General features: G+C 52.4%; 14 protein-coding genes. 8 read left to right on the top strand and 6 right to left on the bottom strand.

From position 1 onward, the window contains the following. Positions 1–254: 254 nt before the first annotated feature. A complete protein-coding gene (locus tag QZP87_RS15315) occupies positions 255–1,019 on the bottom strand; it encodes a hypothetical protein (protein ID WP_291323796.1) in 765 nt (254 codons plus the stop codon). Further along, positions 1,012–2,031 (bottom strand): RNA polymerase factor sigma-32, encoded by a 1,020-nt coding sequence (locus tag QZP87_RS15320; RefSeq protein WP_291323797.1) that lies wholly within the window; start codon positions 2,029–2,031, stop codon positions 1,012–1,014. Before QZP87_RS15320 ends, QZP87_RS15315 begins: the two co-directional genes overlap by 8 nt. Before the next feature lie 734 nt (positions 2,032–2,765). Between QZP87_RS15320 and QZP87_RS15325 the strand changes: the two genes are divergently transcribed. Genes QZP87_RS15325 through radA form a run of 6 tightly spaced genes read left to right on the top strand, consistent with a single transcriptional unit; the run spans position 2,766 to position 8,872 of the window. Beyond that, positions 2,766–5,159, top strand: coding sequence for a homocysteine S-methyltransferase family protein (locus tag QZP87_RS15325; RefSeq protein ID WP_291323798.1), 2,394 nt, complete (start codon positions 2,766–2,768; stop codon positions 5,157–5,159). 3 nt (positions 5,160–5,162) lie between these two features. Beyond that, entirely contained in the window at positions 5,163–5,678 is a 516-nt protein-coding gene (locus tag QZP87_RS15330) for a TlpA disulfide reductase family protein (protein WP_291323799.1), read from the top strand. Between the two features lies 1 nt (position 5,679). Further along, entirely contained in the window at positions 5,680–6,147 is a 468-nt protein-coding gene (locus QZP87_RS15335; RefSeq protein ID WP_291323809.1) for an N-acetyltransferase, read from the top strand. Positions 6,148–6,158: 11 nt separating this feature from the next. Beyond that, on the top strand, positions 6,159–6,710 hold the full coding sequence (gene hpt, locus QZP87_RS15340; protein ID WP_291323800.1) for a hypoxanthine phosphoribosyltransferase: 552 nt from the start codon (positions 6,159–6,161) through the stop codon (positions 6,708–6,710). Between the two features lie 9 nt (positions 6,711–6,719). Then, the gene (locus tag QZP87_RS15345; protein ID WP_291323801.1) at positions 6,720–7,538 is read left to right on the top strand and encodes a DUF3426 domain-containing protein; all 819 of its coding nucleotides are present in this window, start codon (positions 6,720–6,722) and stop codon (positions 7,536–7,538) included. A 5-nt stretch (positions 7,539–7,543) separates the two neighbouring features. Then, the gene (gene radA, locus QZP87_RS15350; RefSeq protein ID WP_291323802.1) at positions 7,544–8,872 is read left to right on the top strand and encodes a DNA repair protein RadA; all 1,329 of its coding nucleotides are present in this window, start codon (positions 7,544–7,546) and stop codon (positions 8,870–8,872) included. Between the two features lie 64 nt (positions 8,873–8,936). On the opposite strand, the gene QZP87_RS15355 is transcribed toward radA, so the two are convergent. Beyond that, positions 8,937–9,809 (bottom strand): DUF6268 family outer membrane beta-barrel protein, encoded by an 873-nt coding sequence (locus tag QZP87_RS15355; RefSeq protein WP_291323803.1) that lies wholly within the window; start codon positions 9,807–9,809, stop codon positions 8,937–8,939. A 1,630-nt stretch (positions 9,810–11,439) separates the two neighbouring features. On the opposite strand from QZP87_RS15355, the gene QZP87_RS15360 reads away from it, so the two are divergent. Both QZP87_RS15360 and QZP87_RS15365 read left to right on the top strand, forming a co-directional pair. After that, positions 11,440–12,039 carry a 50S ribosomal protein L11 methyltransferase gene (locus QZP87_RS15360; protein ID WP_291323804.1) on the top strand — a complete coding sequence of 200 codons (600 nt, stop codon included), beginning with the start codon at positions 11,440–11,442 and terminating at the stop codon, positions 12,037–12,039. 9 nt (positions 12,040–12,048) lie between these two features. Next, positions 12,049–13,053 carry a flippase-like domain-containing protein gene (locus QZP87_RS15365; RefSeq protein ID WP_291323805.1) on the top strand — a complete coding sequence of 335 codons (1,005 nt, stop codon included), beginning with the start codon at positions 12,049–12,051 and terminating at the stop codon, positions 13,051–13,053. A gap of 198 nt (positions 13,054–13,251) precedes the next feature. On the opposite strand, the gene QZP87_RS15370 is transcribed toward QZP87_RS15365, so the two are convergent. The 3 genes from QZP87_RS15370 to QZP87_RS15380 all read right to left on the bottom strand — a co-directional run bounded on the left by QZP87_RS15370 (position 13,252) and on the right by QZP87_RS15380 (position 20,104). Beyond that, positions 13,252–16,605 carry a chemotaxis protein CheB gene (locus tag QZP87_RS15370; RefSeq protein WP_291323806.1) on the bottom strand — a complete coding sequence of 1,118 codons (3,354 nt, stop codon included), beginning with the start codon at positions 16,603–16,605 and terminating at the stop codon, positions 13,252–13,254. Positions 16,606–16,811: 206 nt separating this feature from the next. Continuing rightward, entirely contained in the window at positions 16,812–17,666 is an 855-nt protein-coding gene (locus tag QZP87_RS15375) for a universal stress protein (protein ID WP_291323807.1), read from the bottom strand. Then, positions 17,663–20,104, bottom strand: coding sequence for an AAA family ATPase (locus QZP87_RS15380; protein ID WP_291323808.1), 2,442 nt, complete (start codon positions 20,102–20,104; stop codon positions 17,663–17,665). The genes QZP87_RS15375 and QZP87_RS15380 overlap by 4 nt, the downstream gene beginning before the upstream one ends. Positions 20,105–20,407 lie beyond the last annotated feature (303 nt).

Here is a 20,407-nt window from a genome sequence, read left to right on the forward strand (position 1 = left end):
ACCCTGCTCCGCAGGAACGCTTTCAGCGTTGTTTCACGGGGCAGGACCCGCAAGGAAAAGGCATCAGCCGCTTGCGCGGCGGGGGGAGCACCTGAGCTTAGTGTCCAAAAATGAAACAGTCACAGTGCCAAGTGCTGAACCCCCGTCATGGCTCAAAGCTTTTTGGTGGCTCCAGCCACATTTTTTAAGAAGCGGCTGGAGCCGCAAGAACTAAGCGTACCCAGGCTGGAGCCTGGGTACGAGAGGTAAATGTCTCAATATATAAGTTTCGCTGTAGTGCTACGATGCTCTTTTAAACAGCGATACAGGACCCTGCCCATATCCAGGCCGCACTGAATAAATTCCGGTCCGTACAGTCGTCCTGTAGGCGTCCTGAATGTATACTGCACATCCTGGATGAAACCAAGCCCCCTGGGGAACCTTTCTAAGACTTCCTCCAGGGACCATTCTCTGCAGGAACAAATCTCCCACAGGGTGGTGACAAAATTGTCCGGTCCCCAGCGAAACTTGTCCGCATCATAAAGAACATCACTTAAAAGCGCCTGCCTTAGATGTGCAGGCTCCAGGACTTCACTGAAAGCCTCGTGGTTGCTCACGGCGAAGGCCAGATCATCAAGTTCCTCCTGGGACAAAGGGTAGTACTGCAGGATTATCCTGGATAACTCGGCCCCTTTGCGGGCATGATCCGTTTCTTGCCGGCTGATATCGTGCAGCAGTCCGGCCATCTGTGCCAACAGGCTGTAGCGCCTGCTCAGTTTTTGATCCCGCCAGGACCTGGTTTCAATAAACGCCAGGGTCCCGGCATCTATGCTGACCTTTTTGCAGTGTTCTATACCGTGGCCGAATTCTTCGTTGAGGAAGGGAAGCACATCTTCCCACAACCGCTGGATAAGGGGATGGCTGAAAAAAATCTCTCTGGAACAGGCATTCTCTCTGGAATAGCGGACATAGAAGTTCAGAGTGCATTGTCCGGCCATGATACGGGCCTGCTCCTGAATCTTTTGAAGCTCCCTAAGCATCCTCGATCCACTCCCTGGAAAAGTCCTCAATGTTTTCCTGGATATGGCTCTTGATCTTGCCCAGCAACCTGGCTTCTATCTGACGTACCCTCTCCCTGGTAATACCGTATTTTTCCCCGATCTCCCTGAGGGTAACCGGGGTTTCCGCCAGAAGCCTCATCTCAATAATATCCTTTTCCTTTTCGCTGAGCTTGGGCATGAGTTCCTGGATGTTCTGCTGCAGAAGTCTGGCAGTCTCTCCCTGCAAAAGAATTTCTTCGGCCCCCTCTCCCAGGGCCGGGATGACATTCATGGGAGTTACATCCGAATCATCGTTATAAGGCATGTCCAGTGAAAGATCGTGCTGTCCCAGTCGCTGCCCCATCTCCACCACGTCCGTCTCGGAAACATCCAGGCTCTGGGATATAGCGTCGGCATCAGCAGTAATGCCCAGAGACTCCAGCCTCTGCTTTTCCTTGCTCAAATTGTAGAAAAGCTTGCGCTGGGCCTGGGTGGTGCCCACCTTGACCATCCGCCAGTTGTCCATAATAAACTTCAGGATGTACGCCCGGATCCAGAAGGAAGCATAGTAAGAAAACTTGATGCCCTTTTCCGGATCAAATTTCTTCAGGGCCTTCATTAGACCAACATTGCCTTCCTGGATCAGGTCCAGGACGTTTTTCATCCACTTGCGCTGAAACTCCATAGCGATCTTCACCACCAGGCGCAGGTTGGATGTGATGAGCAAAAAAGCCGCATCCTGGTCACCATGGTCTCTGAACTTCCTGGCCAGCTCAAACTCCTCTTCAGCGGACATGGTAGGAAAAGTACCCACCTGGCGCAGATAGATGCGCAGGGCATCCATAGGCACAGGTGCTGAGCCGGGCAAAGGACTTACATCCTTGCCCACGGCTTCTTCCAGCTTATGGGACATCTTTTCTTCGTCCAGCTGCCCTTCCTGACTTTCCTGGTTTTCATTGGTTTCACGGGTTTTTCTTGGTATATGTTTTTTCTTTCTGCTTTCTTGGGTCATAAGTATATCCCATTAAAGGCATAGAGCCGTAATCATGTTTGAAATTTGATATTTACCACTACAGCGACACTTTGTGTAAATTATCGCCTCGGCCACCGGGGACAGGCACTTTTGCCGACCTCAAACCGTAAAACGGCCGGTAACCATTCTGGGGGGTCCTCGGTGGTGATTACTGGCACCAGGCCTGGGGACTGTCCCCGCTAAGTACTACATATGTTCCGATATTTGTGCTAAGGGCCTGCAACAGATACCCGGATTTTGAGTAAATTGCAGGTTGGCTCCGTACCATCCGGGGAGAGCGCCATCAAGATGTACATCTGGTTCAAGATGATTTTATAAATCTTTTATCATATATTATCAATATTTTTCAACAGGTAAATTGTACTCTTGAGTTTTTTGTAACAGTTCAGCCCTACAGCGAAACTTATAAAATTTTATGCCTCAATTGGGGACAGGCACCCCCGCACTTATTTTTATTAAAAATGATCTTGGTTTTATTGGAAAAAATAAGTGCGTGGAGAGCCAGTCCCCGCAGGTCAATAATTAGGAAAGCAGGGAACTGGCAACTCCGGGACCCACTTATTTCCGGCATATAGAAGTGCAGGGAGAGACGGTCCCCCACCGGGCTGTATGCCGTGCTGCATGCAAAGAGCTGACAGTTAAAATTCCGCAAACATTCAAAGAGGTCAAAACTGCTCTTTACCTTCATCCCGGTTAAGGATATAGGCACTTGAATGCGATTCATAAATTATTTATCCAACAACGCAATAGGTATTTTTGACGGAGGCATGGGAACCCTGCTGCAATCCAGGGGACTAAAGCCCGGGTATTCCCCTGAAAAATTCGGACAGGAAAACCCCGAGGCCATCCGCGAGGTACATTCCCTGTACCTGCAGGCCGGCGCAGAGGTTATTACCACCAACACTTTCGGTGGAAGCAGCTTCAAGCTTGATCCGGGTGTGGACGCGGAAAAATTCAACCAAAAAATGGCCGGGATCGCCAGACAGGCTGCAGCAGACCAGGGCTTCGTGGCCGGCAGTATCGGCCCCACAGGCAAGATGCCGGCGCCCCTTGGGGACATGACTTTTGACAAGTTCCTGGACGCATACAGGGAGCAGGTCCGGGGCCTGGCCCGGGGTGGAGCGGACCTTATTCTGGGCGAGACACACCTGGATCTGGTGGAAGCCCGGGCGGTGGTTATGGCTGCCCGCTCTGAATCCAGCCTGCCTGTGGCCATATCCATGACTTTTGAAAAGGGCACCAGTCTTACAGGCCCCTCCCCGGAAGTCTTTGTGGACACCATGCAGAACCTGGGAGCGGATATTATCGCCATCAACTGCAGCTGCGGCCCCGAAGAGTTCGTCCCCCTTGTAAAGGCCATGCAACCCAGGCTGCACACCCCTCTTCTCATCCAGCCCAATGCCGGCATTCCGGTCCTGGAGAACGGTGAGACAGTTTTCAAGGTGGGACCGGAGGAATTCGCGGACAAGCTCAAGGTATTCCTGGGAATGGGGGCCAAGCTCCTGGGAGGGTGCTGCGGCACAACTCCGGAACATATCAAGGCCCTTAAAAACATGGTTGCCGGAGCTCAATACCGCCCCAACACCCCGACTCAACAGCCGGGCATAGTCCTGACATCCAGAAGCAGGACCCTGCCCTTCGGGGGTCCGTTTCCCCCTGTTCTTATCGGCGAAAAAATCAATCCCACAGGCAGGGAGGATCTGGCTGAACAGCTGCAGGGCTTTCAGCTTACCCGGGCCCTGGAGATTGCAGAGGAGCAGTTCAGCGCCGGCGCCCGGATTATGGACGTCAACGTGGGCGCGCCCATGGTGGAAGAGGAAAAAATATTGCCGGCTCTGTGCCGGGAACTGGTTTCCAGGTTTGACATACCCCTGGCCCTGGATTCCAGTAATCCCGAGGCCATCCAGAGCGCCCTGCTGGAGTATCCCGGCAGCGCCCTGGTAAATTCCATCAGCGGGGAAAAAGACAAGATGGAGCGGCTTGGACCCATCTGCCGCGACTTCGGCGCCCCTTTCATCCTCCTGCCCCTGAGCGGGGGCAGGATGCCCCGGAATACCTTCCAGCGTCTGCAGATAATTGAAGATCTCCTTGAACGAGCCGAGAAACTGGGTATCCCCCGCAGGCTTATCATAGTGGATGTACTCATCATGACCGTTTCCTCACACCCCATGGCGGCCATGGACTGCCTGGAAACCATCAGGTACTGCCGTGAAAAATGGGGCCTTGCAACCCTGGCCGGGCTCTCCAACATCTCCTTTGGGCTGCCTGCCAGAGAACTCATGAACGCGCACTTCTTCAGCATGTGTGCCGGAGCGGGTCTGAACGCATTTATAGGCGATCCCGGCTCAGGGCGCATGCAGGAGGCCATGGATGCCTGCAGCGCTCTTCTGGGACATGACAGCCAGGCCCAGGAATTCACCATGCGCTACGCCGGATGGGACTCGGGTGCAACACATGCACCAGGGGACCAGAACGGGGGGGATTTTGCATCCTCCATCCAGGAAGCCGTCATCCGGGGCAAAAAGGACGATATAGTCACCCTTCTGGAAAAGGAGATCCAGGATGGACGCCAGGCCTTTGAGCTGGTGGACGGCGAAATGATCCCGGCCATCAACACTGTCGGCGAAAAGTATGAAAAGCGCGAACTTTTTCTACCTCAGCTCATACTCAGCGCCGAAACCATGAAGCAGGGTTTTGAATATCTGCAGCCGCTCATGCAGCAGGACGGGCAGAAGCAGGGTCCAACCGTGGTTATGGCTACAGTGGAGGGCGATATTCACGATATCGGTAAAAATATCGTCTGCCTCATGCTCAAAAACTACGGCTTCAACGTAGTGGACCTGGGCATAGACATCCCGGCAGAGGATATAATCAGTCAGGCCAGAGAGAAAAGCGCCAGTGTAATCGGCCTCTCCGCCCTCATGACCACCACTATGGTCAAGATGCAGGAATGTACGGAACTGTTGCAAAAAGAGGGGCTGGACTGCAAGGTAATGATAGGCGGAGCCGTGGTCACCCAGGCTTACGCAGAAAAAATCGGGGCCCATGGATTTGCCCGGGATGCTGTTTCCGCGGTAAAGCTGGCCCGCAAGCTGTGCTCGGAGTAAGGTATGTCAAAGCTGTTTCAAGAATATTTAGCTTTACAGGCAAGTGTGGTACTCTATATTGTCTGCCTGGTTCTGCTTACCCTTCTGGTCATCCCCCCGGCGGTTACGGCCCAGGACTCGGCTGAGCCTGAGAGGGTTGACCCGGACGGAATCCAGGACCTTATAAAAGATGAAGAAGGAAAGGTGCTTATCCTGAATTTCTGGGCCACCTGGTGCGCCCCCTGCAGGGCGGAAATCAGGGATCTGGTCAGCATCAGGGAGGACTACAGCCTGGAGGATGTCAGCATCATCGGCATTTCTCTTGACTTCAACCCGGCAGCCGTGCCTCCCTTCATGGAAAGAAAAGGGATGAACTACCCGGTATACATCTCATCCCAGGATGTTATGGATGCCTACAACATTACCGGCATACCCTTCACCCTGATTTATGATGGCCATGGGAACCTGGCGGAAGTGCACCATGAACTGGTGGACTATGAAACCCTGCAGGAAGAACTGGACCGGTTGCTGGTGGATTAAACTGGATATGCTGTATTTACGCAAAGCAAGAATCAAAGATGTCAAATCCATTCACGGGATTTTGATGCACTGTTCCCGCCAGGACCTGCTTCTGCCCAGGTCTTACAGCGATCTATACAGCCACCTGAGGGATTACTTCGTCGTCTGTGATGATTCCGGGAACAACATTTTTGGGTGTTGCGCCCTGAGCATTGTCTGGGACAACCTGGCGGAAATCCGTTCCCTGGCCACTGTCTCTGAGATCCGCCAAATGGGCTGGGGCGGCAGGCTGGTGGAGGCCTGCCTGAGCGAAGCCCTGACTCTGGGCATTTACAGGGTCTTTACCCTGACCTACCAGACAGAATTCTTTGCAAGGCAGGGCTTCAGGGAGATCTCCAAAGACATGCTGCCCCAGAAGGTCTGGGCGGACTGTCTCAACTGCCCCAAGTTCCCTGATTGCGACGAGATAGCCATGCTCATGGAAATGTAGGAGGTAGTTCATTGCAGTTAAGAGAAATTTACACCCCGGACCAGATAGCACACCGGGTACAGGAAATAGGGCGGGATATATCCAGGCGCTATGCCGGGGAAAAACTCCTTGGTGTATGCATCCTCAAAGGAGCCTTTATTTTTTTTGCCGACCTGATCCGCAACCTTGACCTGGACCTGGATATAGACTTTGTACGCCTTTCGAGTTACGCTGACCAGACTACCTCCTCCGGGGAAGTAGTCATTACCGGGGACCTGGAATATGACGTGCGTGACAAAAATATCCTGGTGGTGGAAGATATAGTTGATACCGGGCTCTCTTTATATTACTTTAAAGACATCCTTCGCTCAAGGGGAGCAGGATCTATAGAGATCTGCGCACTGATAGACAAGCATGAGCGCAGGCAGGTCCAGGTCAATGTGGACTACTGCGGCTTCAGGGTTCAAGAGGGCTTTCTGGTGGGATACGGTCTTGATATGTCTCAAAAATTCAGAAATCTTCCAGGCATTTATGCAGTGAATGCACCCGGGGAAGATCCGGAAACCGGCTCTTCCCATGTGTGAGAATCAGCTATGACAGTTCAATGCCCCAATTGCAGCACCAAATACCGCTTTGACGAATCCAGGCTTAAAAAGGATCTCAAGGTTCGCTGCACTCGTTGCGAGCATGTGTTCAGTCCTTCCTTTCTAAACGACGAGGAAGACACTTTTCAGAAACCGGCCCCTCCCCGGGAGCCCCCCAGCCCGGATCCCTGGGAATCTTACCCCGGTGAAGAATCCCCGGACGATATGAGGGTTGAAATCACACCTCAGCAGAAGACCTCCTGGCCTGACAGTGCAAAGCTGAAAAAAATCGGGGCGCTGGTTGGCCTGCTCATACTGATTGCAGGCAGCCTTGTCCTGGCCCTGCCCAGAATCGCGGAATACGTCTACATTCCCTTTGTAAGCTCAGAACCCGATACTACAGAACAGGTTACCCAGAAAAAAGAGTTTACTGAAGAAGACGTCCGGGAAATAATACTGGATAATGTCCAGCAGTACTTTGTCAGCAACGACAACATCGGACAGCTCTTTGTGGTGGAAGGCCGGGCAGTCAATGAGTTTGAAACTCCCCGTTCCAGGATCAAGCTCAGGGCGGTCCTTTACGATGCCCAGGAGCAGGTGGTCCAGGAAAGGGAGTTTCTTGCAGGCAATGCTGCCTCTCTTTTTCAGTTGCAGGTCTCCTCCCGGGAGGAACTGGAATCCACTCTGACCTCCCAGCTGGGTATCCTGACCAACAACAAGTACATAGAGCCGGGCGGCTCCACTCCTTTCATGACGGTTTTCTACAATCCCCCCGAAAAAGTCCATGAATTCGGGCTGGAGGTAATAGAGGCCCATATCCCGGAATAGTCCGTATGAAATCCAGAACCACTTATATCTGCTCCGAGTGCGGCAGCGATTTTATGCGCTGGCAGGGACAATGCACGGGTTGTGGACAGTGGAATACCCTGCAGGCCAGGACCAGGGCCACAGACAAAAAGATATCCGGAGACCCGGCTGTCTGCCGGCCCAGCCTGCTTTCCCGGGTGGACCTCGCCCGGGCTGACCATATTCCCACCGGCATACAGGGTCTGGACGAAGTCCTGGGTGGGGGACTGGTACCCGGGGCTGTAATTCTGCTGGGGGGGGAACCGGGCATCGGAAAATCCACCCTGCTCCTGCAGCTTTTAAGCCTGGCAGGGTCCGGCACCCTGTACGTCAGCGGCGAGGAATCACTGCCCCAGATCCGCTCTCGAGCTCAGAGACTGGGGCTTGAACACGCAAACATCCAGGCACTGGCCACCAACTCCCTGGAGGATGTTCTGGCCGCCTTCTCATCCCACAGCCCGTATCAACTGGTAATAATCGATTCAGTGCAGACCATCAGCAGCTCTGAATCTGATTCTATGCCCGGGGCCCCCACCCAGATCCGGCTGGTCACTTCCAGGCTTATTCAGGCTGCCAAGGATTCCGGGACATGCATTTTCCTGGTGGGCCACGTGACCAAGGAAGGCCAAATCGCCGGCCCAAAGCTGCTGGAGCACATGGTGGATACAGTCATATACCTGGAAGGCGACAAGGAACATCTGTATCGTATCCTGCGGGTAATAAAAAACAGGTTCGGCCCCACCGACGAACTGGTCATGTTTCAGATGGGCGTCCTTGGCCTGGAGGTTATCCAGGATCCTTCAACATTCTTTTTGCAGGCCAGAGACCCGGCCCTGAGCGGAACCGCCGTGGTGATGGCTGTGGACGGACACAAGCCCTTTGCCGTGGAGGTACAGGCCCTGGCCACGCCCAGTTTTCTCAGCATACCCAGGCGTACGGCCCTGGGATTCGATCAAAACCGTCTGCACCTGCTTCTGGCGGTCATGGAAAAGAAACTGCAGCGCAGCCTGGCTCAGTCCGACATATACACTAAAATCGGAGGCGGCCTGAAACTGGTGGACCCCGGTCTGGACCTGGGTCTGGTGGCTGCGGTGCTGTCTTCCTTTCACAACAGGAGCCTGCCGGAAAGGGCCATTTTCTGGGGCGAGGTGGACTTGAACGGTCAGATAAGGCCGGTGCTGGCACATGATATACGCCTGAGGCAGGCCTCAAGGCTGGGCTACAAACCCGTGTTCCACCCTGGAAGCCCGGACTCGAAAACCGGCATCTCCAACATCATGCAACTCCAGGACATATTGTTTGCACCTGAGGAATAAAAAAACTGACTCGGACTTCCACGACCCCGCGCGGAATAAAAGGCCCCCAGCAGGGCAAAAGAGCCTAAAACCTCCAGGAAAGTCTTGCCTCAACCACGGGGGTACTTTTCACATCTTTGGAAATGATGCGACTTTTATGGCGATCATACACCTGCCATTTCCTGCCCAGCTTGTAATACGGCCCAAGCTTCAGGGCCATTTTTTCCATGGGACTCCACTCCACCTGCATGCCCACACTGAAGTTTCTTTCCCGAAAATACCCCTTATCTGCAACAGGGCTGTTGTTTTTTAAACGGTACATCCTGGATGAATACCCCAATCCCGCCTGAAGAGCAAAGCTTTCACTGAAACCGTAGCGCACTTCAGTCGTGGGGATACCTATCCTGGCGGTCCAGCCCACGTCGCCGGGAAAACCGTAAAGAAGCCCCGCAGCCGGAATAAAAAGGCTGCGGACAGGATGATAACCACCAACCAGTCCAAGTCCGGCGAACCAATTATTTCTGAATTCCCTGAAAAGGATGGCCGCCCCTCCGATGCCGAATGAACCGGAAATTTCTTTTTCAAACGATGAATTAACCCCAGCACGGGAGTACAGGAGCCATTTTTCAGCTAATGGAAAGACAGCCTCAGCGGATAAAAAAAAGTTGTGCAGACCATCCCAGGGAGTGCCGTCCCCGGGTGTAAAACCTGCATCCCCGGCATCGTCCCAGGAAAAATGCGAGTAGTCGTATCCCAGGGTGAAAATGGAATATGAAGCCTGCACACCATATCTGCTCCTGGAGACTTCAGTATCCGAACCCTTGATGCCGGATTTAAAGCTGTGCTGTACAATGGTCTCAAGCCCTAGGCCAACGTCATGCGACCCGTTTGAATACGCAGAGGCAGGACTTGCCATCAATAAAAGGCTGCCAATCAAAAGTGCCAGGCATTTTTTCATAACCATCTCCATTAACAGTCAGAAGTTTTCTCACTTGCTTCGCTTCTTAAACTTTGCGTACTTTGCCTGCCCAGCTGAATTGCTCGAAAAGCAAGCCCGAAGTTTACCCGGTTGTATCTGTTTAGCGCTTATAAGGAAACCAGGGGACAGGCACTCCGGGACCCACTTGAGCATCAATTTGTGCTCAAAATGACTCATTTTCTGGGACAAGTGGGTCCCGGAAGAGCCAGTCCCCGTGTCACATCTAAAGCGCTAAACAGATACACCCGGTTAAACTTTCTTTTATTTAACTGGGGGCATTCAACCGGGGCGGCTTTGCGGTTCAAAATTTTCTTGTTTATTATGACCCAGATAAACCCTGCTCCGCAGGAACGTGAGGCGTTGTTTCACCGGTTAGAATTATAAAAATAAGTGCGGGACAGTCCCAGTACAAGGCGCTGAACCCCCATCTCTGTTCGAAATTTTTCTTCTTTATTCTGACAGGGTTTTAGGGCTGTACAGTCAAAAACTTGTTTGTAGTTATTTGATTTATTAGCTTTTTTGGCAGGTCAATATGTCTTTCGGGCCAGATCAGACATCTATCCAAATTTGTTGACTTTATTTCTTTCAACCAGGAACGAAGAACCAGGAACTTTGAACTCTCAAGATAAGAAATGAATTCGCTATTTTTTTTAAGCAGGGTGTGATAATTTTGTCAATTAAAAATGAGAAGTACGGACTCTTCTCATAAGCCAAAATATCAACGGTGCAGCAAATATTGCACGAAGTAAGCATATTCCCTGTACTGTTTAAAAAAATCGTCTGTTTAGCACTTTTGATGATAGCAGGAGACTGTCCGGCACTCGTCCAGATGCCTAGTTGAAAGGCACGAGCACTTAATTCTGCTGCCTTGAGTGCCTGACTGTACCCGTCAAATTTTCAATAAATATCAAATGCTTCCTCTCCAGACCTGACATGAATCATCTTTCTTTACAATTATGATATCATCCGGTGTTGCCGGTAGATGACGGGGAGTCTGGACAATGCCGGCGACCAATATCTTCTTGCATATTAGACATCTTTCAGGTTATGCTTTACTCATTACCACTACAGCGACATTTTGTGTGAATTGTTGCCTCGGCCACCGGGGACAGGCACTTTTGCCGACATCAGGCCGTAAAACAGCCAGACTATCCGGCGGCAAAAGAGCCAGTCCGTAACAGTTTAGTGGCTTACTCCTGAAACCCTGTAATAAAAAACAAGAAATTGATATCAGTTTACCTCTCGTTCCCAGGCTCCAGCCTGGGTACGCTTAGTTCTTGCGGCTCCAGCCGCTTCTTACCTCTCGTTCCCAGGCTCCAGCCTGGGAACGCTTAGTTCTTGCGGCACCAGCCGCTTCTTAACATGTTTGTGGGGACAGGCACTTTTGCCGAACTCAAACCGTAAAGTGGCTGGGCTTTCGACGGCAAAATAGCCAGTCCCCTTCGAGTTCAAATTGGTGTTGCTGTAGTGCTGATCTCTAGCTCCAGCCATATTTTGAAGAAGCGACTTGAGCTTCAAGAACACAACGTTACCAGGCTGGAGCAGGCAACGAGTGGCGGGAAGAAGGTCAGATTTAACTTGACTTTCTTTTTCACTATAATTAATGATAATGAAATTCATCGTAACAATCATCGAGGAGGAGATCATGGGCTGGATACCTGCAGCTGCAGCGGCATGGGAAAAAATGAGCAGTTTTTCAAAAGTTCTCACCTGGCTTTATTCCCGGCCTTACCGACAGGTTATAGAAAACGAAATTCAACTTGCAAAACTAGGAAAAGATGATGTCGTGCTGAATATCGGGTGCGGAGCCGTGCCTTTTACCGCTCTGTACATATCAAGGCTGGCCGGGGCCAGGGTTTACGCCCTGGATATAGACCCCTGTGCGGTGAAACACGCAAAAAACTGTGTGAGCAAGGCAGGTCTGGAGGACAGGATCACCGTTATGCATGCCGACGGCGCCCAGGACTTCAAATACCCATACAATGTAGCCATAGTGGCCCTGCAGGCGGCACCTAAATCCCGGATACTGAAGGTCATGCAGCAAAACGCCATGCCCGGGGCCAGGTTTATTTTCCGTCTTCCCAGCAATCCATACAAGGACCAATATGACTGTCTGAACTGCCCTGCAGCCCCCAGGGCTGTCGCACCTCAACCCATGCGCACCTTTGACCGCTCCGTGCTTTTCTATAATGCGGTTTCTGTAAATTAGGCCATGTCATTGTCTAGAATAATTATCTTTCTACTGGGCGTAGCCGGCCTGGCTGTCCTGGCCGGGCTGGCAGGCACGCAGGAACTGGGCCGGGCCTTTTCCCGGGTAAGCCCCCAGGCCCTGTCAGTGCTTTTTACCCTTCAGCTTGCAACCCTTCTGGCCAGTGCCTGGATCTGGTATTTCCTGCTCAACCGCCAGAGCGGCATCCCCTTTTATTCCGTATTCCTGGTGAATCAGGCCGCCGGGCTTATCGAGAGCCTGACACCCTCGGTTAAACTCGGAGGCGAAGCCGCCAAGGTTTACCTCTTCAGGCAGAGAACAGGACAGAGCTACCAGGATCTCGCCGGGACACTGCTGGTGCACAAGTTCATCACCATGGCCCCTTTTGTAGTGCTGTGCCTTGTACTTGTGCTGCCGGCCCTTTTCATGTTTGACCTGCCGGTATATTTTTATCTCTCCCTGGGTGCCCTGACTGCCCTGTGTGCTGGACTGGGGCTATTATGTTACGGCAAAAACGGAAAAACGGAAAAAGACAAGTCGCAAAAAAGTCTGCCAGGACCAAAAGCCCCTGGCGGACTGGAACCGCTGAAAAAAGCCGCCTCCAGGATTGCCCTCTTTCTGCAGCAATCCAGGCTGTCGGCCTCCAGGCTTCTGTCCACCCGGCAAACCCTGGCGACCATGTTTGTATCACTGACTATCTGGGTTTTTTACCCGGTCAAGGTTTACCTGGCCTGCACTTTCCTGGGCCTGGATGTGCACCCGATTATAATCTGCCTGGCGACACTCTTTGCCTACATGGTCAGCATGGTGCCACTGCTTCCCGGGGGTCTGGGGACCTACGAGGGGTCCATGGCCCTTTTCTTCACCCTGGGAGGCCTGACCCCGGCTGAAGGCCTGGCCGTAGCTCTGCTGTCCAGGCTGACCACCTTCTGGTTTCCCCTGCTGATATCAGCCATGTCCTGTCTGGCTCTGTCCAGGACATCCTCGCTGCTGCCCCGGCAGACAAGCCGGTGACGGGTTGCGTCTGGTATTGAACAGCCTGAGAGTTAAAGGAAAAGTATCTGTTCAGCTCTTTGCATTTGCCTACATGGACCGGCTCTCCCCGGGCTTTTTTTATGGCGGAAAGGCTGCAGAATATTTGAAAAAAAGTATCTGTTTAGCGCTTTTAAGGAAAGCACTGATCATGTTCATGGGAAAATGAAGGTCCTGCTGTTATTTACCTTCCTGGGAAAGCTTGTGCCCGGTTATGTCAAAGGCGCTTTCCAACCTGACCATCCGACCGTCCACCCATTCAATGGCCCGGTCAAAGCACTGGTACCACTTGCCTGTTTTTTCATTGAAATATTCCCAGGTGTATACCCCGGTGGCATTTCCGTCTCTGTCCAGGAGTCTGTCATTTGTGCAGAAATTACATGGCTCTGTCTGGCCGGTCTGAAGTACGCTCCAGCATTTCCTGCCGGCCACGTCTCCGAAGTCCCCTCGTCCGTGCTTGTTTATGAACAGTATTTCATGTGTGTCCATGTCCGCGACATAAATCAGGGCGTCAATGCTGTCCAGAACGGTCAGAAGCCTTTGATGAGCTGATCTGACCTCTTCCTGGGCCAGCTTCTGTTCAGTAATGTCCTCAAATGTGGCGTAGGCCTGAAAAGGCCTGTCCTCTTCCGGCCTGAAAAGAGGAATGGCTGTTATGGACAGCCATATATGGGTGTTCTTGTCCGGGTGAAACACACCCCGAACAACAGGCCCGACAGTCTCTCCGGCGCGTAGGGCGATCATGGCCGGATGTTCCTCTCCTGGTACCACTGTTTCGTCTTCCTTGATCATCTTACAGCGCGGGTCCATGGATGTCCTGCCGCGCATCTGATCGAATGAAAGGCCCAGGATCCTTTCCGCGGCCGGGTTGACCGAGATGATTGTTCCGTCCGCGGCCTGATAGATCACCCCCTGAGCCATGGTTTCGAAAAGCCGGCGATGCTTTTCTTCGCTTTGCCGCAAAGATTCTTCAGCCTGTCTGATTCTGGTTATGTCCACAAAAGAAACCAGGGTCCCGGAAAAAACCTCAGGCCCAACAACGTAAGGAACAATGCGCATCAGATACCAGTGCCCTTTTTGGGTCTGCACTTCGTGCTCAGCCAGAACTTTGCCGGTCTGCACATCCCTGATTTTCTGCACCGGATCCTGGTTCACCAGGTAATGGGTGATATGGGTCAGAGGCCTGCCCACATCATTGTCCAGCAGCTTGAATATTTGAGTAACCCTGGGAGAAAAGCGCCGGATTTCCATATTTTCATCCAGCAGAAGCTGCCCGATCTGGCTGGCTGAGAGCAGGTTGTCCACATCGCTGTGCAGTTCGCTTAATTCCACTATCTTGGACTGATATTCGGCATTCACGGAATACAACTCTTCATTTGTAGACTGCAGTTCCTCGTTGGTGGACTGCAGCTCCTCGTTGCTGGCCACAAGTTCCTCATTGGTGGCCTGCAGCTCTTCATTGGCTGTTTCCAGTTCCTCCACTGTAGCCTGCAGGTTTTCCCGGGTGAACTGCAGTTCCTGCTCCAGATCATTTATTCTCTGTTCTGCCTCGTGGGAGAGGTCATAGCTGTGTTCTGCCTGTCCTGAATCCAGGGGATCCTTTTTCTGGACTTCATTCATGAATACTGCAACCATGGATTCCTGACCCTTTGCCCTGGGCAGGGGCTTAATGCGCAGGTCCACCACCTTCTGCCCGCCTTTGTCGCGCAGCCTGATGTTGGAAAACCTGATGGGCTCATCCTTGCGAAGAGCTTTTTGAATGCCTGTGGTCAGGGGGATGGCCAGATCTCTGGCCGCCATTTTGGAGATATCCGTGGTCAGCCTGCCTGAAGGCAGTTTGAAGTATCCCTCGCTGTCTCCAATTACATGCAGAACATCCATCTGTTCATTGACCACCACTGCCAGGGAAATATAATCTTCACTCAACGCTTCCAGAAGACGCTCCAGCAGTCGGCCGTCTTCAGCCTGCAGTTCCCTGCGGGTCCTGTTGAACCTGGTGCCCATCTCTCTATAGCGTGTATCCGTGGCCTGGGGCAATTCGGGCCTGTTCAGTCCATGCTTGAGCCTTCCTTTGGTCCGGTAAATCTTGAATTTCTGATCCAGAGTCTGGAAAAAATCGTCCATGTCGCCGGTGGTTTCACTGGTACCAAGAAAGAGTATCCCGTTCAGGTTCAGCGAGAAATTGAAAAACTCCAGGACCTTGTGCTGCAGGACCGGCTGCAGGTAAATCAGCAGATTTCTGCAGGATACCAGGTCGATATTTGTAAAGGGCGGGTCCTTGATCAGGTTGTGCTGGGCAAAGACCACCATCTCCCGGATGTTCCTTGAGATCTGATAACTGTCTTTTTTCTTATAAAAATATTTGCCCAGCAGATCCTGGTGGACGTCAGCAGCTATGCTGTCCGGAAAAATTCCATGGGCTGCAAACTGGACAGCATCGCGGTCAATGTCCGTGGCGAATATTTTGAGATCGCGGAAGTTCCCGGTTTCAAGCATATACTCCCTGGCCAGTATGGCCAGGGAATAGGCCTCCTCGCCTGTGGAGCAGCCGGGGACCCAGAACCGCATTTCCCGGTTTTCGCCCCGGTCCAGTATCTCGGGCAGACACTTTTCCCTGATGGCGTCAAAAGCCTCCCGGTCCCGGAAAAACCTTGTCACCCCGATCAGAAGCTCCCTGAACAGCGTGGAAATCTCAGAAGGATAGCTCTGCAAAAAGGCCACATAATCCCTGATTTCATCGATGCGGTTGATGGACATGCGCCTTTCTACCCGCCTGTTGACCGTACTGGGCTTGTAATAGGTAAAATCAACCTTGAATCTGTCGCGCAGCAGGGAAAATATTTTGGTCAATGCGTCTTCATCGCTGATAACCGTATCCGAACGTTCAGTCTTGAGCACGTAGGGGTGCTTGGCATAGGACAGCAGGCGTTTCGGCATTTCCTCAGGGTTAAGGATGAAATCTACAAGCCCGGTAGAGACGGCTGCCCTGGGCATGCTGTCAAACTTGGCTGATTCCTCGCTCTGAACCATGGCCATTCCTCCGAACTCCTTGATGGCCCGGACTCCGCGCATCCCATCGCTGCCTGAACCAGAAAGAATCACGGCCACTGCCTTTTCTCCCTGATCCTCGGCCAGGGAGCGCAGAAATATGTCTATGGGCAGGTTGATGATTCCCTTGGAATGATCCTGATCGTTTAAAAGCAGTTTGCCGTGAAAAACGGTCAGGTTTTTTTTGGGAGGAATCAGGTAGATATTGTCCGGCATGACCAGCATGCCGTCCTCGGCCCGGTTGACCTTCATCCTGGTTTTTTTGGAGAGGATCTCCTTCATCAGGCTTTTATAATCCGGAGAGAGATGCTGGATGACTATGAAGGCCAGACCGCTGTCTGAAGCCATGCCGGAGAAAAAAGATTCAATGGCTTCCAGTCCTCCGGCTGAAGCGCCGATGGCCACGTATAATGAGGGGATAGGCTGGGATGGGCCCTTATTTTGATCTGACTTTTCCGGGGAAGATTTTGATGATTTCGCAGGCATGTTAACCGTCTCCTGTTTCAGTGGCTCCATTTCTGACCCGATCGAAAGCAACCATTCAGGGGATGCCGCAACCGGCCTGAGGACAGTCCCCACGACACCTTTCCTGCACAATATAAAAATCCAAACGCGAAGTTTTGTGAACCTGCACAGTCAGTACTCAGCGGAGGTCAGTCCCCAGGCCTTGCAGCGCTCAGGGTAATTACATTCTATTTCTCCCGGACCAGAAACACAGAGTTGTCCAGAGAATTTATCAGATGCTGTAGACTATCCCCGTACAGACATGGATCTTCGCAGGGTAGAAAAAGCGTGCCGGTCCCATGGGCGGCAACCGCCTTCTTGATCCCTTGTGAATCCAGTTCCCGGAGCAAGTAAAAACCTGCCGAAGCCCCCTGCCTGGAAACAATTGACTGCACCCTGTCCTGCATATCCTCCAGGGTTGCCGGTGCATTTGCAGCCATGAGTATAACCAGCGAAAACCCCCTTTTCCGGCTTAGCTCCAGAGCAAGTAAAAGGGTGGCCTCCGATAGACTGGACCCTGTGTATAGAACCTGCAGAGGAGGTTGAAAGCGCGCTTCTTTATCCATGAGCAGGATAAGGCCGCGGCCCTGCCTGACAAGGGCCTGAGCAGTGGTTCCCATACGCCGGCCGAGATGCTTTGACCATCCAATCCGACCCATTATGGTCAGATCCGCCTCATTGGAAGCATCCAGAACCTTCTTGGAAACCCCGCCACGCATAACCCGGAATTTGCAGGGGACGTTGTATCCTCCAGCCATATCCTCCAGGGTCCGTTTTAGTCGACTGGCCGCAATACGCATTTGCCTTTCCGTTTCTGAACGTTTCAAGCTCCGGCCCAGGGTCCCCCAAAAAGACACTTCCCGGGCCATGGGAAACTCACAAAGTCTAAACAGGTCGGCATCCTCCACAAACAGGCCTTCCAGCTCAGCTTCCTGGGCGGCAGCCAGCTCCACTGCAGCTTTTAAGACCCCCAGGCTGTGCTCCGATGCATCCAGGGGTACCAGGACCCTCCTGAATTCGGCAAAAGGCTTATCCTGTTTCAACTCTCTTCTCCATGCCCCCTGCCAGGGGTAAATTGCATCCGTTTGTCCGAGAATTCTCTCAGGCGCTTCTGGACCAGGCCGTTGATACTGTCCCCGGGAAACTCCCCGTTTTCGTCAGGCTGCCCGGCAGGGCGGCCTGTGAGGATCTCCATGCCCTGGTCCACGTTTTTAACCGGATATATGTGAAATTCACCCCTTTCCACTGCATGTACCACATCCCGGCGCAACATAAGATGAATGGTGTTTGATTCCGGAATCAGGACTCCCTGATGGGATGTCAGGCCTCTTGCCCGGCAAATATCAAAAAAGCCCTCGATCTTTTCATTAACCCCGCCGATGGCCTGAATCCTGCCGTGCTGATTAACTGACCCGGTTACGGCCAGTGCCTGCTTAATGGGAACCCCTGATATGGCTGAAAGCAGGCAGAAAAGCTCTGCAGAGGAGGCGCTGTCTCCTTCGATACCGGAATAGGACTGCTCGAATACCAGGCTGGCGGACAGGGACAGGGGCCGGTCCGAAGCATATCTGGAACCAAGGAACCCGGAAAGGATAAGCACTCCCTTTGAATGTATGGGACCGCTCAGCTTTGCCTCACGTTCTATATCAATGACCTCGCCTTTGCCCAGGCGTATTCGGGAGGTAATCCTGTGCGGACGGCCGAACAAGAAATCCCCCAGGCCCATGACCGAGAGCCCGTTGATCTGGCCTGTTTGCCATCCCTCGGTGTCGATCAGCATTATGTCTCTCTGGATGGCTTCCTGGATATGTTCGCGTACGCGGTCGCTGCGAAAGACCGAGGCATCAATGGCCTGTTCTACATCAGCTTCAGTAACATTTTCACGGCCGTTTTCCCCGGCCCAGTAGTCTGCTTCGCGCATAAGATCAGTTAATCCCTGGATATGGGTTGAGAGTTTCTTCTGATCCTGTACTTTACGGGCACTGTGTTCCAGCAGTCTGCTCACCCCGGTTTTATGAAATGGTTTCAGCTTTTCCTCCTGGATAACCCCAGCCATGAACCTGGCAAAAAATTCCTGATATTCTTGGTTCCAGTCCATGCGTGTGTCAAAATCGGCAGCCACCTTGAACAGCTTGGAAAATTCAGGGTCGAACTCTTTCAAGAGGTAATACACCAGGGGACTACCCACCAGGACCACCTTGATGTCCAATGGCACCGGCTGCGGCTCCAGGGAAATGGTGCTTATCAGGCTGAACATCTCGGCCAGAGATTCGATTTTGATCTGCTGCGAGATCAAGGCCCTTTTCAAGCCGTCCCAGGCTCCGGGATTGGTGAGAACCTTGTACGCATCCAGAATCAGAGCCCCACCGTTGGCCCGGTGCAGGGCCCCCTGCTTGATGAGATTGAAATCCGTGATCAGGGCACCCATCAGGGGCTGATGCTCCACCCGGCCCACCAGGTTGGCATAAGTGGGGTTATCTTCGTAGATTACCGGGGCCCCCTGAGTCTGACTGTTGTCCACCAGAACATTAACCCGGTATTTGCGCATTACCTGCTCCCTGCCACCGGATTCGCCCATAGCTGCCGGATGGTGCTGTCTGTAACCCTCTGCCTGGTGTTTATCCCCTTCCAGAATGGTCTGGACGTTTTTGATTATATCTTCTTGAACCGCATCCAGAAAGCTTCTTACATCAGGATTATCCCTGAATTTTTCCCGAATCTCCTTAATCATGGGTCCAAGGGCATACTGAGCAACCTCATAATTCAGTTCCTCAATTTTTTGCCTCATATCCCTTTGCCAGGCAGGAAACTTCTGAAACATGCGCTGGGATTCGTTTTGCATTTCCTCCATGTCTTTTTCGAACTGTTTGCGCCTGGCCTCGCTTAGTTTCTGGAACTCCTCCGGGGACATGACTTCCCCGTTTTGTACGGGAGCAAAGCTAAGCCCGCTCGGTGTCTTAAGCAGAGACAAGTTCCTTTGCCTGGCCTTTTGTTGCAGATCCTCAAATACGCCCTGCTGGTAATCCTTGAATTCCTGTTGAATGTCCTGAACACGGTTCTGGTACTCCTCGCTCTCAAAGGCTCCTTTCAGGGCATTGGGAACCTCCTGGATAAGCTTTTCCATCTCCTGGGCCAGGGAGTTGCCCCATTCCTGGGGCAAGTGTAAAAGTCCGGGCCGTCCGGGACTTTCAAAATTATTCACATAACACCAGTCGGATGGTGACGGATAATTTTCAAACTTCCGGGAAAGGTACTGCCTGGCAAAGGTATGTTTGCCCATGCCACTTGGTCCAAGGGCAAAAATATTGTATCCGTGCTGACGGATGCCCACACCGAACTTCAGTGCCTGGGCAGCCCGGGGCTGGTGAACTCCCTGGCTCAGGTCGTGCATTGCCTGCAGTTCAGCGGTGGTTTCAAAGGAAAGTTGCGATACGTCGCAACCATGATACAGTTCTCGGGGAGACAATTTTCTGTGCTGCATAATAAACTCCGCGGTCAACTCTACATCAGGACCTATCTGTTCAGCGCCTTGCATGTGGCACGTGGACCGGCTCTTCTGCGACCCCGCTCTCCATATAGGTTTTGGAAGAGCCAGTCCTCCTACGACATGCAAAGAACTGATATTCAAGATCATGTTAAAATAAAGCGTTGCAGGGACTGCCCCCAAGCCGGTAGTTTCCAGCTTCAGGGCTATTGACAAATATTCATAATATCTTGGGTTGCGAAAAATGTCCAGGCTGGTATCCGGCGCCCCCTGAATGGTTAGGGAATCAGAAAATACTAA

This window comes from Desulfonatronospira sp. (assembly GCA_003563255.1).
GTDB lineage: Bacteria > Desulfobacterota > Desulfovibrionia > Desulfovibrionales > Desulfonatronovibrionaceae > Desulfonatronospira.

Coding starts and splice junctions, on each gene's coding strand:
- QZP87_RS15315 (WP_291323796.1), bottom strand. CDS start 1,019: ATGCTTAGGGAGCTTCAAAAGATTCAGGAGCAGGCCCGTATCATGGCC.
- QZP87_RS15320 (WP_291323797.1), bottom strand. CDS start 2,031: ATGACCCAAGAAAGCAGAAAGAAAAAACATATACCAAGAAAAACCCGT.
- QZP87_RS15325 (WP_291323798.1), top strand. CDS start 2,766: ATGCGATTCATAAATTATTTATCCAACAACGCAATAGGTATTTTTGAC.
- QZP87_RS15330 (WP_291323799.1), top strand. CDS start 5,163: ATGTCAAAGCTGTTTCAAGAATATTTAGCTTTACAGGCAAGTGTGGTA.
- QZP87_RS15345 (WP_291323801.1), top strand. CDS start 6,720: ATGACAGTTCAATGCCCCAATTGCAGCACCAAATACCGCTTTGACGAA.
- radA (WP_291323802.1), top strand. CDS start 7,544: ATGAAATCCAGAACCACTTATATCTGCTCCGAGTGCGGCAGCGATTTT.
- QZP87_RS15355 (WP_291323803.1), bottom strand. CDS start 9,809: ATGAAAAAATGCCTGGCACTTTTGATTGGCAGCCTTTTATTGATGGCA.
- QZP87_RS15360 (WP_291323804.1), top strand. CDS start 11,440: ATGAAATTCATCGTAACAATCATCGAGGAGGAGATCATGGGCTGGATA.
- QZP87_RS15370 (WP_291323806.1), bottom strand. CDS start 16,605: ATGCCTGCGAAATCATCAAAATCTTCCCCGGAAAAGTCAGATCAAAAT.
- QZP87_RS15380 (WP_291323808.1), bottom strand. CDS start 20,104: ATGCAGCACAGAAAATTGTCTCCCCGAGAACTGTATCATGGTTGCGAC.